Source organism: uncultured Lentibacter sp. (genome assembly GCF_937123735.1).
Lineage (GTDB): Bacteria > Pseudomonadota > Alphaproteobacteria > Rhodobacterales > Rhodobacteraceae > Lentibacter.
Genome location: NZ_CAKZKL010000039.1, coordinates 52,060 through 67,961, shown reverse-complemented (window position 1 = coordinate 67,961; position 15,902 = coordinate 52,060). Strand labels below are relative to the sequence as shown.

The 15,902-nt window shown below is 61.9% G+C and carries 12 protein-coding genes; 9 read left to right on the top strand and 3 right to left on the bottom strand.

Going from position 1 to position 15,902, the window contains the following annotated elements; genetic code table 11:
- Positions 1–12 precede the first annotated feature (12 nt).
- A complete protein-coding gene (gene speB, locus Q0478_RS12590; RefSeq protein WP_298679805.1) occupies positions 13–969 on the bottom strand; it encodes an agmatinase in 957 nt (318 codons plus the stop codon).
- 155 nt (positions 970–1,124) lie between these two features.
- On the opposite strand from speB, the gene Q0478_RS12585 reads away from it, so the two are divergent.
- The 4 genes from Q0478_RS12585 to Q0478_RS12570 all read left to right on the top strand — a co-directional run bounded on the left by Q0478_RS12585 (position 1,125) and on the right by Q0478_RS12570 (position 7,232).
- Positions 1,125–2,105 (top strand): tellurium resistance protein, encoded by a 981-nt coding sequence (locus tag Q0478_RS12585; RefSeq protein ID WP_298679803.1) that lies wholly within the window; start codon positions 1,125–1,127, stop codon positions 2,103–2,105.
- A 72-nt stretch (positions 2,106–2,177) separates the two neighbouring features.
- The gene (gene guaB / locus Q0478_RS12580) at positions 2,178–3,626 is read left to right on the top strand and encodes an IMP dehydrogenase (protein WP_298679801.1); all 1,449 of its coding nucleotides are present in this window, start codon (positions 2,178–2,180) and stop codon (positions 3,624–3,626) included.
- Entirely contained in the window at positions 3,627–4,802 is a 1,176-nt protein-coding gene (locus Q0478_RS12575) for an RsmB/NOP family class I SAM-dependent RNA methyltransferase (protein WP_298679799.1), read from the top strand.
- Between the two features lie 96 nt (positions 4,803–4,898).
- Positions 4,899–7,232 (top strand): ATP-binding protein, encoded by a 2,334-nt coding sequence (locus Q0478_RS12570; protein WP_298679796.1) that lies wholly within the window; start codon positions 4,899–4,901, stop codon positions 7,230–7,232.
- On the opposite strand, the gene Q0478_RS12565 is transcribed toward Q0478_RS12570, so the two are convergent.
- Positions 7,219–7,815 carry a gamma-glutamyl kinase gene (locus tag Q0478_RS12565; RefSeq protein WP_298679794.1) on the bottom strand — a complete coding sequence of 199 codons (597 nt, stop codon included), beginning with the start codon at positions 7,813–7,815 and terminating at the stop codon, positions 7,219–7,221. The genes Q0478_RS12570 and Q0478_RS12565 overlap by 14 nt on opposite strands.
- Positions 7,816–7,989: 174 nt before the next feature.
- Here Q0478_RS12565 and recA point away from each other — a divergent pair, with 174 nt between their 5' ends.
- The 4 genes from recA to Q0478_RS12545 all read left to right on the top strand — a co-directional run bounded on the left by recA (position 7,990) and on the right by Q0478_RS12545 (position 12,711).
- Entirely contained in the window at positions 7,990–9,072 is a 1,083-nt protein-coding gene (gene recA, locus Q0478_RS12560) for a recombinase RecA (protein WP_298679793.1), read from the top strand.
- A gap of 124 nt (positions 9,073–9,196) precedes the next feature.
- A complete protein-coding gene (alaS, locus tag Q0478_RS12555; RefSeq protein WP_298679790.1) occupies positions 9,197–11,869 on the top strand; it encodes an alanine--tRNA ligase in 2,673 nt (890 codons plus the stop codon).
- On the top strand, positions 11,870–12,157 hold the full coding sequence (locus tag Q0478_RS12550) for a DUF1330 domain-containing protein (RefSeq protein WP_298679789.1): 288 nt from the start codon (positions 11,870–11,872) through the stop codon (positions 12,155–12,157). It begins immediately after the preceding gene.
- A complete protein-coding gene (locus tag Q0478_RS12545; RefSeq protein WP_298679787.1) occupies positions 12,154–12,711 on the top strand; it encodes a histidine phosphatase family protein in 558 nt (185 codons plus the stop codon). Before Q0478_RS12550 ends, Q0478_RS12545 begins: the two co-directional genes overlap by 4 nt.
- Positions 12,712–12,825: 114 nt before the next feature.
- On the opposite strand, the gene typA is transcribed toward Q0478_RS12545, so the two are convergent.
- Positions 12,826–14,643: a translational GTPase TypA gene (gene typA, locus Q0478_RS12540; protein WP_298679785.1), complete on the bottom strand. Its 1,818-nt coding sequence runs from the start codon at positions 14,641–14,643 to the stop codon at positions 12,826–12,828.
- Between the two features lie 83 nt (positions 14,644–14,726).
- On the opposite strand from typA, the gene Q0478_RS12535 reads away from it, so the two are divergent.
- Positions 14,727–15,902, top strand: coding sequence for an arginine--tRNA ligase (locus Q0478_RS12535; protein ID WP_298679784.1), 1,176 nt, complete (start codon positions 14,727–14,729; stop codon positions 15,900–15,902).

Here is a 15,902-nt window from a genome sequence, read left to right as displayed (position 1 = left end):
CGCCTGTGAGCCTCAGCCCTGGCGCGCGTGAAACACAAACCCCAGCAAATTCAGCAAGACCTGCGCTGCGAGGATGGCGGTGCCGCCTGTCGGGTCATAGTCCGGGGCGACTTCGACCAAGTCGATCCCGACGATCTCATGAGTTTTGGCGACCTCTTGCAGAAGCTCGAGCACATCATAGTAGAGAAAACCACCATGGCTGGGCGTGCCTGTGCCCGGCGCGATGGAGGGGCAGAACGCGTCAATATCCAGTGTGATGTACACCCGCGCGCCTTTGGGGATGCGCGCGGCCGTGGCGGCGGGGCCGAGCGCGCGCATCTGGCGCACGGAGAGGATATCGGAGCCCATGGCGCGGGCCGCCTCATAGCCTTCAAGCGTGGTGGAGCTGACATTGCGGATGCCCACTTGGGTGAGCCCTGTGACATAGCTCTTTTCGGCGGCGCGGCGCATCGGGTTGCCGTGGCCGTTCCTCACGCCGTGGCGTTCATCGACAAAGTCGAGGTGGGCGTCGATTTGCAGGATGTGGATATCGCCTTGGCCGTCATAGGCGTTGATGCAGGGGATGTTGACCGAGTGATCCCCGCCGATGACCACGGGGAGCGCGCCTGCGGCCAGCGCGGCGCGCACGCCGGTTTCGATATTGGCGTGGCTCTTGGCGGTGTCGGTGTGGACGATATCGGCATCGCCCATATCAACCATGCGCACGGAGCCGGGCAGGTAAGTGACATCATCCTCGTGGTCATAGGCACCGGCATGGCCAAAAGAGAACAGCGTCGAAGCCTCGCGCACCGCCCGCGGGCCAAAGCGCGCACCGGAGCGATATTGGGTTCCAAAGTCAAACGGCGCGCCCAAAATGGCCACATCGGCCTCAAGGGCTGTCCAATCGGCCACATAGGGGCGTTTGGCAAAGGTGGCGATTCCCACGAAGGGCAGGTTGAGGCGGCCTGTATCATAGGTGTTTTGGCTCATGGCGGGCTCCTTTTGCGCAGAGCCTGCGGCCTGGGCGCGCAAATGGCAAGACTGTGCCGATCAGGCCCGCCACGCCGGGGCTGCGGCGATGGGGGGCTTGGCCTCGGCGGCAGATGGGCGTAAGGCTTGTGGAAATATGCGGTAAGAGGAATGTGATGCGGTCCAGATCAGCTTTCGGGGAGCAAACCCCACCTGCCATTTTCACCATTATCCTTGGGCTCTTTGGCCTTACGATGGCCTGGAGGGCGGCGGCGCAGGGGTCGGTTATGCCGGTTCAGATTTCAGAGGTGCTTTTGGGGGCGGTGGCGCTTCTGTATGGGTTTGCGCTGTTGGCTTACGGGCGCAAGGCGGTGCGCCGGTTGGGCGCGGTGGTGGAGGATGCGCGCATTCTGCCGGGCCGGGGCGGGCTGGCTGCCTTGGCGGTGAGTGCGGCGGCGCTGTCGGCGGGGCTTGCGCCGCTGATGCCTGCATTGGCCGAAAAGCTCATGTGGCTGGCGCTTGGCGCGCAGGCGGTTATGGCGCTATTGGTGGCTTATGTGTTGCTGAGCGGACCGGCCGAGCAACGGCAGGTGACTCCTCTGTGGCACCTCAGCTTTGTGGGGTTTATCGTGGCGGCCGTGCCGGCGGTGCAGCTGGGCCACACCGGCCTGGCACAGGCCATTTTTTGGGGAACTTTGGCAATGGCGCTGGTGATCTGGGCGCTGAGTGCGGTGCAGCTTGTGTTGCGTGTGCCGCCTTTGGCGTTGCGGCCCTTGTTGGCGATCCATCTGGCGCCTGCGAGTCTGTTTACCATTGTGGCGCTTGGCTTTCCGCAAGAGGGCTATCCTGAGATGCAGCTGATGGCGCGGATCTTTTCGGGGCTGGCCGTGGTGATCCTTGTGGCGGTGTTGGTGTCGCTTAGGCCTGTCTTGGCGGCGGGGTTCAGCCCGCTTTGGGGGGCCTACACCTTTCCGCTGAGCGCCTTTGCCACAGCCATGCTGAGCTTTAGCAACAGCACCGGCGCGCCTTTGGAGCGGGTTTTGGGCGGCATGGCTCTGGCGGCGGCCAGCGCGATTGTGCCTTACATTGCGCTCAAGGCCATACGCATGTGGATGAGCGGGCAGCTCGCGCTCAAGACCAATGCGGCGAAAGCCTGAGTTTGGACTTTCCCTTTCGGGCGAGGCATGAAATAGGGAAGCGTCAAACGAACCCTGTTTTGGAGATGTCCTATGGAGATTCGTGAGGCGCTGACCTTCGATGATGTATTACTTGTTCCCGCGGCTTCGAGCGTATTGCCGAGCACCGCGGATACGCGTACCTTTGTGACGCGGTCCATCAAGATGAACATTCCCCTGTTAAGCTCGGCCATGGACACGGTGACCGAGGCGCGCATGGCCATTGCCATGGCGCAGGCGGGGGGCATCGGTGTGGTGCACAAGAACCTGAGCGTGGAAGAGCAGGCGCGCGAGGTGCGCCGCGTGAAGCGCTTTGAGAGCGGGATTGTCTACAACCCTGTGACGTTGAAGGTGAACCAGACCCTGGCCGACGCCAAGGCGCTGGTGGAGCGCTACAACTTTACCGGCTTTCCTGTGGTGGATGAGGAGGGCCGTGTTGTCGGCATCCTGACCAACCGCGATATGCGCTTTGCAAGCTCCGATGACACGCCCGTGCACGCGATGATGACAAGCGAGAACCTTGCCATGCTGGCGGAGCCGGCCGAGCTTGAGGAGGCCAAGAGCCTCATGCGGGCGCGCCGGATTGAGAAGCTGCTGGTGCATGACGGCAAGGGCAAGCTCACCGGGCTTTTGACGCTGAAAGACACGGAGCAAGCCGTGCTCAACCCCACCGCCTGCAAGGACGAGCTGGGGCGCTTGCGTGTTGCCGCCGCCACCAGCGTGGGCGAAGCCGGGTTCGAGCGCACCGAGGCGCTTGTGGATGCGGGCTGTGACATAGTTGTTGTCGACACCGCGCATGGGCATTCCGAAGGGGTGATCGAGGCGGTGAAGCGCGCCAAGGCGTTGTCAAACAGCCTTCAGGTGATCGCCGGCAATGTGGCCACAGGCGAGGCGACGCGCGCGCTGATTGATGCGGGGGCGGATGCTGTGAAAGTGGGCATTGGCCCGGGCAGCATTTGCACCACGCGGATGGTCGCCGGTGTGGGCGTGCCGCAGCTGACAGCGATCATGGATTGTGCGCAGGCGGCGGGCGATGTGCCGGTGATTGCCGATGGCGGCATCAAGTTTTCCGGCGATTTTGCCAAGGCAATTGCGGCGGGGGCCTCTTGCGCCATGGTGGGCAGCATGATCGCGGGCACCGATGAAAGCCCCGGCGAGGTGATCCTCTATCAGGGCCGCTCGTTCAAGGCTTACCGCGGGATGGGCAGCCTTGGCGCGATGGCGCGCGGCTCGGCGGACCGCTATTTCCAGAAAGATGCGGCCAGTGACAAGCTCGTGCCCGAGGGCATCGAGGGGCAGGTTGCCTACAAGGGCAGCGCGAGCGCTGTGGTGCACCAGCTTGTGGGCGGCTTGCGCGCCGCCATGGGCTATACGGGCAATGCCACCGTGGCCGAAATGCGCAACAGCTGTCGCTTTGTGAAGATCACGGGGGCAGGGCTGAAGGAAAGTCATGTCCATGATGTGCAGATCACCCGCGAGAGCCCCAATTACAGGGTGATGTAGATGCAACCTGCTGCGCGGGTGGCCTCTGCTGCCGAGATTCTGGACCGGATTCTGGCTGGCGAACCCGCCGAAAAAGCGCTCACAACCTGGGCGCGCGGCAACCGCTTTGCCGGCTCAAAGGACCGCGCTGCGCTGCGCGACCTTGTGTTTCAGGCGCTGCGCTGTTTGCGCTCTTACACGGCGCTTGGCGGGGCAGATGCGCCGAGCGGGCGCGCGCTGATGATTGGCGCGCTCCGGGCCGAGGGCCTTGATCCGGCCACCGTCTTCACCGGTGAGGGCCATGCGCCCGCGCCTTTGAGCACGGCGGATGCCAGCGGCAGCCGCGTGCCGCAAGATGGGGCGCAGGTCTGTGATCTTCCGGACTGGCTCTGGCCGCAGTTTTGCGCCTCGCTCAAAGATCCGCAGGGCGAAGCCGCGCTGATGCGCCAGCGGGCAGATGTGTTTTTACGCGTCAACACCCGGCTGGCCAGCCTGCAAAGCGCGCAGGCGGCATTGGCCGAGGGGGGCATAGAAACCGTGCCCGTGGCGCTCAGCCCCACGGCGCTGAAAGTGACCAAGGGTGCGCGGCAGCTGCGTTTGAGTGCGGCTTTTGCGGCAGGGTTCGTTGAGCTTCAGGATGCGGCCAGCCAGGCTGTGGTTGATTTTCTGCCGCTCAAGGGCGCTGAGCGCTTGCTGGATTACTGCGCCGGGGGCGGGGGCAAGAGCCTTGCGCTGGCCGCCAGAACCGGGCTGGCGGTGGTGGCCCATGATGCGGCTCCCGAGCGGATGAAGGATATTGCGGCCCGCGCGGCGCGGGCCAAGGCGCAGATCACCGTGCTCACGAGCGCGGCGCTGGCCCGGCAGGCGCTCTTTGATATGGTGCTCTGTGATGCGCCCTGCTCGGGCTCGGGGGCCTGGCGGCGCGCGCCTGAGGGCAAATGGCGGCTGACAGAGGCGCGCCTGCAAGAGCTTGGCCAGATCCAGCGCTCTATTTTGGCCGAGGCGCAAAGCCGGGTCGCGCCGGGCGGACGGCTTGCCTATGTGACCTGTTCGCTGCTCAGGGCGGAAAACGAGGATATTTGCACAGAATTTGAGGCGAATTTTCCTGAATGGCGCCGCGAGAAGGAAGCCCGCTGGCTGCCATCTTTTGGGGCTGACGGCTTCTTTTGCGCGATCTTTGGCAGAAAGACAGGCTGAGACGCTCCATTGACAGGAGGCTGTTGCTGCGGGCCTTAAGTATACCTTAACGTGTTTCGCGTAAGCCGAGAGTGAACTCGGCAGGAGTATCGTTTAGTGAGTTTCGCAGTCTTGACCCCCGACAGAGCCACCCGTGTGTCTATGCGCCTTCTGCCGCGCGCTGCCCTTTTGGCGGCTTTGGCCGCACTGGCCGGTGTTTTGGCTTATGGTGCACCGTCGCAGGCTTTGCGGCTGGGGGCGGGGGTGGTTGCGGCCAGCCTGTGCTTTCTCTTGGTGATCAGCCTGCTGCTGGCGCTGCGCTTTCGCCTTGCGAGCCGGCGGGGCCAGCAGGCGATTGCGGAGTTTGTGTCCCATGACTCTGCGGCCTGTTTTGTGGCCGATGATGTGGGTGAAATCTGGTATCACAATGAAGCGGCGCTGGCGCGGTTTTCAGACCAGCCCAAAACGCTAGAAGCGGCCTTGGCCACGGTGTTGAGCGCCCCCTCCGGGCTTGTGGCACGGCTTTATCTCAAGGCGGCCAAGCAGGGCGCTGCGCGCGAGGATGTTGTGACCCGCGAGGCGCATTTGCGCCTGTCGTGCCACCGCTTGGCCAAGGGCGGGGCGCTTTGGCGGCTGGAAGATCTGCCGCCCCCGCGCGCCGAAGGCGGCTTGATTGGGTCGGATATCCTGCCGGTGCTGATTGTTGGACGTCAGGACACGGTGCTGTTCATGAATGAGGCGGCGCGGCGCTTCTTTGGCGAACGGGTGAAAAGCCTTGATCAGGTGATCCCTGATCTGCCGGTCAAGCTGGGCCGCTTGCAGGAGGTGCAGACCGAAACCCGCCGCGTGGCCTGTGTGATCACCGAGCTGTGCCTGGAGGCGGGGCGGCGCGAACTCGCCTTTGTGCCCACACTGGAAAGCAGTGTTGAGCTGCCCGAGAATGCACGGTTTTATGACGAGCTGCCGGTGCCGCTGCTCAAGCTTACCCCAGAGGGGGTCATCATTGAGGGCAACAAGATGGCGTGCCGCTTGCTGGGGCATGAAACGGTTGTGGGCGAGAGCCTGGGGGTGCTTCTGGAGGGGCTGGGGCGCTCGATCAAGGATTGGCTGCAGGATACGGTGCTGGGCCGGGCGAGCCGTCAGTCGGAGTTTCTGAAGGTGCGGCGCAAAGACTACGAGACCTTTGTGCAGGTGACACTCAAATCGGCGCTTGAGGAGGGCGAGCCTGTGCTTGTGGCGGTGCTGCATGATGCGACCGAGCTCAAGACCTTGGAAGCGCAATTTGTGCAGAGCCAGAAAATGCAGGCGATTGGCCAGCTTGCCGGTGGTGTGGCCCATGATTTCAACAACCTGCTCACGGCGATCACCGGGCATTGTGACTTGTTGATGCACAAGCGCGATGAGAGCGACCCCGATTACATGGATCTGGAGCAGATCAACCAGAACGCCAACCGTGCCGCGGCCTTGGTGAGCCAGCTTCTGGCGTTTTCCCGCAAACAGACCCTGCGCCCGCAGCGGCTTGATGTGCAGGAAATTCTCTCGGATTTGACCCATTTGCTTAACCGGTTGGTGGGCGAGAGGGTGCAGTTGGAGCTGGAGCATATGGCGGACAACCTCAAAATCCGCGCCGACAAACGCCAGATTGAGCAGGTTGTGATGAACCTGGTGGTGAATGCGCGGGACGCGATGCCCCAGGGCGGGGTTGTCAGAATTCGCACCGAGCCGCTGACCTTGACCACCCCGCTCAAGCGCGACCGCGCCGAAGTGCCCGCTGCGCGCTATGTCTCCATCAAGGTGATTGACGAGGGAACGGGCATTCCCAGTGACAAGCTGCAAAAGATTTTCGAGCCTTTCTTCACCACCAAGCGCACCGGGGAGGGCACGGGGCTTGGCCTTTCGACGGCTTATGGCATTGTGAAACAGACGGGCGGATTCATTTTTGCCGATAGCACCGTGGGCAAGGGCAGTTGCTTTACCTTGCTGCTGCCCACCGATGAAAGCCTGGGTGAGGCCCATGAGACGCAGGCTGTGCCAGCGGCAAAGGCCGCCCCTGTTGCACGGCCCGATCTCACGGTTTTGCTGGTGGAGGATGAAGCGCCGGTGCGGGCGTTTGCCTCGCGTGCGCTCAAGCTGAAGGGCTATACTGTTTTGGAAGCCGGGTCTGGCGAGGAAGCCCTCGCATTTGTGCGCGATGACAGCTTGCAAATAGATATTTTTGTCACCGATGTGATCATGCCGGGGCTCAAGGGGCCTGACTGGGTGGCCCAGGCGCGCGCGCTGCGCGGTGATATCACGGTTATTTTTGTGTCCGGTTATGCTGAAGATGTCTTTAATGACAATGGGTTGGATGTTCCCAATTCGCGGTTCTTGCAAAAACCCTTCTCCTTGGCCGAACTGGCCGAGGTTGTGCAAGCGGCGGTGCGCCCCAAAGCGCAGCTCACGCGGGGATAGACTCCCAGAGCGCAAAATCTGCCGCGCATTGGGCCCGCAGCCGCGCCTGCGTGTCAGGCGACAGGCAGAGCGCCTGGCGCGGCGAGACATTGACCTCGGGCAAGCAGATTTCCAGCTCCAGACGCTCTTGTAGATAGGCGACGCAGCTGTCCAGGGATTCATAGCGGAACAAACGGTTGATGGCGGTGCCATTGGGGCGCGGGGCCACGAATTTGGATTGCGCCCCGACATTGGCAAAAGCCGGCGGGCTGTCTTGTAGGTAGGCGAGCACAAACTCATCAAAACTGATGGATTGGGTGGAGACAGGCCGGCCAGCCAGAAAAGGGCGCTGGCGATAGCGATACCAACTGCCCAACCAGCTTACCGGCTCGCGGATCACCGCGAGGGTTTCGACATCCGCGCCGATAAACTTCTCGACCATGGGCCGGAAGAATCGGTTGTAGCGATACACCGGCGCATGTTTGAGCTCGGGCGGGTCCAAAATTGCGAGCGCCGCATGGGGCGCCAAGGCGGCCTCCAGCGCGGTGGTGCCTGTTTTGGGCACGGAAAAAACCACCAATTTGGCCTTGGAAAAAATCAGCATGAGCCTGCTTTCAAAACATTTACGCCTGTAAACCAATCTTTAACGACTTTGCCGGAAAGTCGGAATTGGAAAATTTTTATTGAAATGTTCTCCTTTTTGCCCCACAAGGAACAAGACGTGAACATTTGAGACGATTGCCGCCTTCGGCAGGGTGTGAAATAAGGACGTATAACAATGGCAACGGCAGACCTTCTGGATATGAAAAACAAACAAGATTCCGACAAGCAGAAGGCGCTCGACAGCGCTTTGGCGCAGATCGAACGGCAGTTCGGCAAAGGCTCGATCATGAAAATGGGCGGCGAAAACGCCATTCAGGAGATCGAAGCCACCTCCACAGGCTCGATCGGGCTCGACATTGCCCTGGGCATCGGCGGTTTGCCCAAGGGGCGGATCATCGAGATTTATGGCCCCGAAAGCTCGGGCAAAACCACGCTGACGCTGCATTGTGTGGCCGAGGAACAGAAAAAGGGCGGCGTTGCAGCCTTTGTGGATGCGGAGCACGCGCTTGACCCGCAATATGCCAAGAAACTGGGTGTTGATCTGGATGAATTGCTGATTTCCCAACCTGATACAGGCGAACAGGCGCTGGAGATCACCGATACGCTGGTGCGCTCAGGGGCGGTCAGCCTTGTGGTGGTTGATTCTGTCGCCGCACTTACCCCCAAGTCGGAATTGGAAGGCGAGATGGGCGATTCAAGCGTGGGCGTTCATGCCCGCCTGATGAGCCAAGCCATGCGCAAGCTCACCGGCTCGATTTCGCGCTCCAACTGCATGGTGATTTTCATCAACCAGATCCGGATGAAAATCGGCGTGATGTTTGGCAGCCCGGAAACAACAACGGGGGGCAACGCGCTGAAATTTTACAGCTCGGTGCGTCTGGATATTCGCCGGATTGGCGCCATCAAGGACCGTGATGAAGTGGTCGGCAACCAGACCCGTGTGAAAGTTGTGAAAAACAAGGTGGCTCCCCCCTTCAAACAGGTGGAATTTGACATCATGTATGGGGAAGGCATCTCCAAAACCGGTGAGTTGCTCGACCTTGGGGTGGCCTTGGGCATCGTTCAGAAATCAGGCTCTTGGTTCAGCTGCGGAGATGAGCGGATTGGACAGGGCCGAGAGAACGCGCGCCAATATCTGAAAGATCATCCGGACATGGCCTTTGACATTGAAGACAAGATCCGCGCGGCCCATGGGCTGGATTTTGACGCCGTAAAACCAGCTGGCGACAGCGACGAAGACGCGCTGCTCGAAGGCTAGGCACAAAAGCCGCACAAAGAAAGCGCCGGGGCCGTTTTGGCACCGGCGCTTTTGTCATGTAGACATGCGCGGGTGGGGCGGCTAAACCCTGACGGGTCACATCAAGCTGGAACCTCACTCTCTCATGGCAAGCCTCAACGAAATCCGCTCTACCTTTCTCGATTACTTCGCAAAACAGGGTCACGAGATTGTCCCTTCAAGCCCGCTTGTGCCGCGCAATGATCCGACGCTCATGTTCGTCAACTCGGGGATGGTGCAGTTCAAAAACCTTTTCACGGGCGTTGAGACGCGCGACTACAACCGCGCGACCACAGCCCAGAAATGTGTCCGCGCAGGCGGCAAGCACAATGATCTGGACAATGTGGGCTACACGGCGCGCCACCACACGTTTTTCGAGATGTTGGGCAATTTCAGCTTTGGAAACTACTTCAAGGAAGAGGCGATCGCCTATGCCTGGGAGCTGGTGACAGAGGTTTTCGGCATCGACAAGGACAGGCTTACTGTCACGGTGTATCACACCGATGATGAGGCCTTTAACATTTGGAAGAAGCTCGGGGTGCCCGAAGAGCGGATCATACGGATTGCGACATCAGACAACTACTGGCAGATGGGCCCAACAGGCCCCTGCGGGCCTTGCACCGAGATTTTCTATGACCACGGTGCACATATCTGGGGTGGGCCTCCCGGCAGCCCGGAAGAAGATGGTGACCGCTTCATCGAGATCTGGAACGTGGTGTTCATGCAGAACGAGCAGTTTGAAGACGGCTCGATGCGCGACCTGGACATGCAGTCGATTGACACCGGCATGGGGCTTGAGCGGATCGGCGCGCTGTTGCAGGGCAGCCATGACAACTATGACACCGACCTGTTCAAGGCGCTGATTGAAGCCTCTGCGCAGGCGACGGGTGTGGACCCATATGGCGCGCAGAATGTGCACCATCGGGTGATTGCCGACCATCTGCGCTCGACGGCGTTTTTGGTGGCGGATGGGGTGATGCCCTCAAACGACGGGCGCGGCTATGTTTTGCGCCGCATCATGCGCCGTGCGATGCGTCATGCCCATTTGCTGGGGGCCAAGGACCCTGTGATGCACCAGCTTGTGCCGGCACTTGTGCGCCAGATGGGCGCGGCTTACGGCGAACTGGGCCGCGCACAGGCGTTGATTGAAGAGACGTTCCTGCTTGAAGAGACCCGTTTCAAGCAGACGCTGGAGCGCGGCTTGAAGCTGTTGGACGACGAGCTGGACGGGCTTGGCGAGGGCGCGGCACTTTCGGGCGCAGCGGCGTTCAAGCTCTATGACACCTTTGGATTTCCTTTGGATCTCACGCAGGATGCGCTGCGCGAAAAGGGCCGCGAAGTGGATGTTGCGGGCTTTGAAGCCGCGATGGACGCGCAGAAAGCCAAGGCGCGCGCGGCCTGGTCTGGCTCAGGTGATGCGTCTGATGCTGCGGTCTGGTTTGACATTGCCGATGAGGCGGGGGCGACGGAATTTCTGGGCTATGACACGGAAGTGGCCGAGGGGCAGGTTCTGGCGCTTGTGGCCGATGGCGCGCGCGCCACGCGGCTTGAGGCTGGCCAAGAGGGCTGGGTTGTGCTCAACCAGACGCCGTTTTACGGCGAATCCGGCGGACAGGTGGGTGACAGCGGGTGGCTGCGCCGGCTCGAGAACATGGCGCAGGTGAGCGTGGTGAGCGACACGCGCAAACATGCGGATGGCAAGCTGTTTGGCCACAAGATTGTGGCCGGTGATGGCGGTTTGGGCGTGGGCGACACGGTGGCGCTTGAGGTTGATCATGGGCGGCGCAGTGCGATCCGGGCCAATCACTCGGCCACGCATTTGCTGCATGAAGCCCTGCGCGCCGCACTTGGAGACCATGTGGCGCAGCGCGGCTCGCTCAATGCGGCAGAGCGTCTGCGGTTTGATTTCAGCCACTCCAAAGCGCTGGAGCTTGACCAGATCAAGGCCGTTGAAGCCGAAGTGAACGGCTATATCCGCCAGAATGCGCCTGTGGAAACGCGCGTGATGACGCCGGATGAGGCGCGCGAGCTGGGCGCACAGGCGCTCTTTGGCGAGAAATATGGCGATGAGGTGCGCGTTGTCTCGATGGGTCATGCCGCAGGCTCAGGCAAGGGCAGCGATGGGCATACATATTCCATCGAGCTTTGTGGCGGCACCCATGTGGGCCAGACCGGGGACATCGGCTTGTTTGTGCTGCTCTCAGAATCGGCCTCCAGCGCGGGTGTGCGCCGGATCGAGGCGCTGACGGGGCAGGCGGCCTTTGAGTATCTGACGGCGCAGGATGCGCGGATGGCAGAGCTGGCGGCGGAGCTGAAGGCCCCTGTGGCCGAGGTGCCTGCGCGTGTGAAAGCGCTGCTTGAGGAGCGCCGGGCCTTGGCCAATGAGGTGGCGCAGCTCAAACGCGACCTTGCGATGGGCGGTGGCGCCGATGGCGAAAGCGCAGAGGCCATAGAAATCAATGGGATAAAGCTGATTGCTCAAGTGCTTTCGGGGGTGTCTGGCAAGGATCTGCCCGCCCTGATCGACGCGCACAAGAGCCGGATCGGCTCGGGGGCTGTGTTGCTCATTGCCGATACGGGCGGCAAGGCGGCTGTGGCGGCGGGCGTGACAGAGGATCTCACTGCGCGTGTCTCGGCGGTTGACCTTGTCAAGGCGGCCGTGCCCGAACTGGGCGGCAAGGGCGGCGGTGGGCGTCCTGATATGGCCCAGGGCGGTGGCGCGGATGCGCGCAAGGCAGAGGCCGCGATTGCGGCGGCCAAAACAGTTTTGGAGGGATAAATGCCAGCACTTTGGATTGCACATGTGACGGTGACAGAGCCGGAAGCCTACGCAAAATATGCCGAAGGGGCCGGTCCGGCGATTGCGGCGCATGGTGGCGAGTTTATCGCCCGTGGCGCGCGGTTTGTGCAGCTGGAAGGCAAGGAGCGGCCGCGCAATGTGGTGGCGCGCTTCCCCTCGTTGGAAGCGGCGGTGGCCTGCTATCACTCGGACGCCTACCAAGCGGCGCTGGCCTTTGCCAAAGGGGCCTCAGAGCGCGAGTTGATGGTGGTTGAAACCAGCGAATGAAGTGGCTTATCCCGGCTTTTTTGGCGGCGCTGAGCTGGTTTGTGCCAGCACAGAGCGCGGCGCAGGGCTGGGAGGCGCTTGAGGCGCCTGACGCCATTGTGCTTATGCGCCATGCGCTTGCGCCGGGGGGCGGAGACCCTGCGGGGTTTCGGCTTGAGGACTGCAACACGCAGCGCAACCTGAGCCGCGCCGGGCGCGCCCAGGCCGAGACGATTGGCGCAGAGCTGCGCGCGCGGGGCGTGGTTTTTGACAAGATATGGAGCAGCGCATGGTGCCGTTGTCAGCACACGGCCACGCTTTTGGGGCTTGGGGCTGTGCAGGTGGAGCCGTCGCTCAACTCGTTTTTTGGCGGGCAAGGCGACCGGCTGGGCCAGACCGCGGCCACGCTTTCACGGCTTTCGCAAAGCAAGGGGCGGCGGATGCTTGTGACCCATCAGGTCAACATCACGGCTTTGACGGGAATTTTTCCGCAATCGGGCGAGATGATCGTGGTGGAGATGCAAAAGGGCCAGCTTGCGGTGACAGGGCGCATTCTGATCGCGCCGCCAGAGTGAGGCGCTGTGGGGTGCGCAATGAATGCGCACCCTACGGGGCAAGTGGTGCGCAGTGAATGCGCACCCTACGGGCCAAGAAAAACAACCCCGCTCGTTTGAGCGGGGTTTTTCGTTCTAGAGCTGTTTTGAAGCGCGTTTGCGCTCGTGTGGGTCGAGGTGGCGCTTGCGCAGGCGGATGCTCTCAGGCGTGACTTCCACGAGCTCGTCATCGTTGATATAGGCAATCGCCTCTTCCAGGCTCAGCGTGATCGGGGTTGTCAGGCGCACGGCCTCGTCGGTGCCGGAAGCGCGCACGTTGGTGAGCTTTTTGCCTTTGAGCGGATTGACCTCAAGGTCGTTCTCGCGGCTGTGTTCGCCGATGATCATGCCTTGATAGATCTTGGTTTGTGCACCGATGAACATCTTGCCACGGTCTTCCAGGTTCCAGAGCGCATAGGCCACGGCCTCGCCCGCTTCCATCGAGATCAGAACGCCCGCGCGCCGGCCTGGCATCGGGCCTTTGTGCGGCGCCCAGCCATGGAACACACGGTTCAAGACACCGGTGCCGCGCGTGTCGGTGAGGAATTCACCGTGATAGCCGATCAGGCCGCGCGAGGGCACATGGGCGATGATGCGGGTTTTGCCCGCGCCGGCGGGGCGCATTTCAACGAGATCGCCCTTGCGGCCGCCTGTCAGCTTTTCGATGACAACGCCAGAGTATTCATCATCCACGTCAATGGTGGCTTCCTCGATTGGCTCCAATGTTTGGCCATTTTCCTCGCGTAGGAGCACTTTGGGGCGGGAGATGCCCAGCTCAAAGCCTTCGCGGCGCATGTTTTCGATCAGAACGCCCATTTGAAGCTCGCCCCGGCCCGCCACCTCGAAAGCCTCGCCACCGGGGGTGTCGGTGACTTTGATGGCAACGTTGCTCTCGGCCTCTTTCATCAGGCGGTCACGAATAACACGGCTCTGGACCTTTTTGCCTTCGCGCCCTGCAAGCGGGCTGTCGTTGATGCCGAAGGTCACAGTGATGGTGGGCGGATCAATCGGCTGTGCGGGCAGCGCTGTGTCAACCGCGAGAGCGCAGATGGTGTCGGCCACGGTGGCCTTGGACATGCCGGCGATGGAGACGATGTCACCCGCTTGGGCCTCTTCGATGTCTTGCTGGGCGAGGCCACGGAAGGCCTGAATTTTGGTGACCCGGAATTGCTCGATCTTTTGGCCGATGCGGCTGAGCGCCTGCACGGTTGCGCCCACCTTGAGCGTGCCGCTTTCCACGCGACCTGTCAGAACGCGGCCCACAAAGGCATCGGCGCCCAAAGTGGTGGCCAACATGCTGAAGTCTTCGCCCTGGCGCGCCACCTGCTTGGGGGCGGGAACGTGATTGACGATGAGATCAAACAGGGCCGTGAGGTCTTTTCGTGGGCCGTCCAGCTCGTGATCGGCCCAGCCGGAGCGGCCGGAGGCATACATATGCGGGAAATCAAGCTGGTCGTCATCCGCATCCAGAGAGGCGAAGAGATCAAAGCATTCATCCAGCGCGCGGTCGGGCTCGGCATCGGTTTTGTCGACCTTGTTGAGCACAACGATGGGGCGCAGACCCAGCGCCAGTGCTTTTGAGGTCACGAATTTGGTTTGGGGCATGGGGCCTTCTGCGGCATCCACCAGCAGGACGACACCATCCACCATGCTCAGGATACGCTCGACTTCACCGCCGAAATCGGCGTGGCCGGGGGTGTCCACGATGTTGATGCGCTTGCCTTTCCATTCCACAGAGGTGGGTTTGGCAAAAATGGTGATGCCGCGCTCGCGCTCGATGTCGTTGCTGTCCATCGCGCGCTCGGCCACGTCCTGATTGGCGCGGAAGGCACCGGACTGTTTCAGAAGCTCGTCCACGAGCGTTGTTTTGCCGTGGTCAACGTGGGCGATGATGGCGATATTGCGCAGGTCCATGATATGTCCTTGGGTTGTTCGTTGAGGGCCGATATACCGCGCGCATACGAAATACCAGTCAGAATAAGGGGCAGGGTGCATTTATGTCGCGCTTGGGGCTATATGAGCAGATTGACGCCGCCGTTTGTGCGGCTTTGGGCGATATTGCGGGGCAGCACGCGGCTGGCCTTGATGTCAGCGCGGCGGTGCCGGCCAAAGATGCGCTGCACGGAGATGTTTGCGTGACGGCGGCGCTGCGGGCGGCCCGTGAGCTGGGCCTGCCCCCCCGCGCGCTGGCAGAGCACTTGGCGCAAGCCTTGCTTTCGTGCGAGATGGTAGAGGGCGCGCAGGTGGCGGGGAGCGGGTTTGTCAACCTCACCCTCAGCCAAACGGCTCTGCACGCAGGGCTGCGGCCCGACGCGCTTGCCCCGCATAAGCCAAAAGCCGCGCGGCCCTTATTGTGCCTCTGTCAAAACCCGCAGGAAAACCGCCAGCTCTGGAGTGCGCAAGCGGTTGCGCGCTTGGCTGCGCAAAGCGGTGCAACAGCGCAGTTTGTGGCGCAGCCGGCGGATGTGGCGCCAGAGGCCATGGAAGCGCCTTTGGCCCGGCTTGTGGGCCCAGGCAAGGCCTTTGGGGCGGCCAGCCCGGCGGAGTGGGCGCAACTTTGCCAAGATGGCGCGCGCCTTCAAGCCGCGCTCGGCGGGGCGCAAGAGGTGATCTTTTTTGCCAGCCGGGGGGCCAAGTTTCGGCCGGGGCTGTTTGAGGCCCTATTGGGGCAAGATGCGCCTGACTTGCGTTGCAAGGCGCTCGGCGCGATGGCCATGGGGCCGCCGCTCTTGCCGCCGCAAGAGCAGCTTGCGCGCCTGTATGTTCTGGCTCACCGCCCAGAGGCTGCACTGGATGTGACCCAGAAACCTTATTTGCGCCCCGATCAGGGCAACCCGGCTTTTGTGATGCAATATGCGGCGTCAAAACTGGCGGGGCTGGCAGCTGCATCGCAGCACGCCGGGGCAGAGGGGCCGTGGCCCTCTGAGCAACGCAGGCTGGCCTTGCATCTGGCGTATTTTCCACAGGTGCTGGACTTGGCGAACAGGCGCGCGGAGCCCCACCGGCTTGGACAATTTCTGGCCCAAGTGGCGCAGATGCTTCTGGCCGCGCGGCAGGCGGCTCAAAAGCGTGGCGAAAAAGCCATTTGCCCTGCGGTTATTGGTGCTTGTGAAGTTGTGTTCTCGCGTGGTTTTGCTATTCTTGGGGCAACGCCGCTGGATGAAATCACCTGA

Excerpts from the sequence above, each read along its gene's own strand:
- speB (WP_298679805.1), bottom strand. The coding sequence starts at position 969 with ATGAGCCAAAACACCTATGATACAGGCCGCCTCAACCTGCCCTTCGTG.
- Q0478_RS12585 (WP_298679803.1), top strand. The coding sequence starts at position 1,125 with ATGCGGTCCAGATCAGCTTTCGGGGAGCAAACCCCACCTGCCATTTTC.
- guaB (WP_298679801.1), top strand. The coding sequence starts at position 2,178 with ATGGAGATTCGTGAGGCGCTGACCTTCGATGATGTATTACTTGTTCCC.
- Q0478_RS12575 (WP_298679799.1), top strand. The coding sequence starts at position 3,627 with ATGCAACCTGCTGCGCGGGTGGCCTCTGCTGCCGAGATTCTGGACCGG.
- Q0478_RS12565 (WP_298679794.1), bottom strand. The coding sequence starts at position 7,815 with ATGCTGATTTTTTCCAAGGCCAAATTGGTGGTTTTTTCCGTGCCCAAA.
- recA (WP_298679793.1), top strand. The coding sequence starts at position 7,990 with ATGGCAACGGCAGACCTTCTGGATATGAAAAACAAACAAGATTCCGAC.
- alaS (WP_298679790.1), top strand. The coding sequence starts at position 9,197 with ATGGCAAGCCTCAACGAAATCCGCTCTACCTTTCTCGATTACTTCGCA.
- Q0478_RS12550 (WP_298679789.1), top strand. The coding sequence starts at position 11,870 with ATGCCAGCACTTTGGATTGCACATGTGACGGTGACAGAGCCGGAAGCC.
- Q0478_RS12545 (WP_298679787.1), top strand. The coding sequence starts at position 12,154 with ATGAAGTGGCTTATCCCGGCTTTTTTGGCGGCGCTGAGCTGGTTTGTG.
- typA (WP_298679785.1), bottom strand. The coding sequence starts at position 14,643 with ATGGACCTGCGCAATATCGCCATCATCGCCCACGTTGACCACGGCAAA.
- Q0478_RS12535 (WP_298679784.1), top strand. The coding sequence starts at position 14,727 with ATGTCGCGCTTGGGGCTATATGAGCAGATTGACGCCGCCGTTTGTGCG.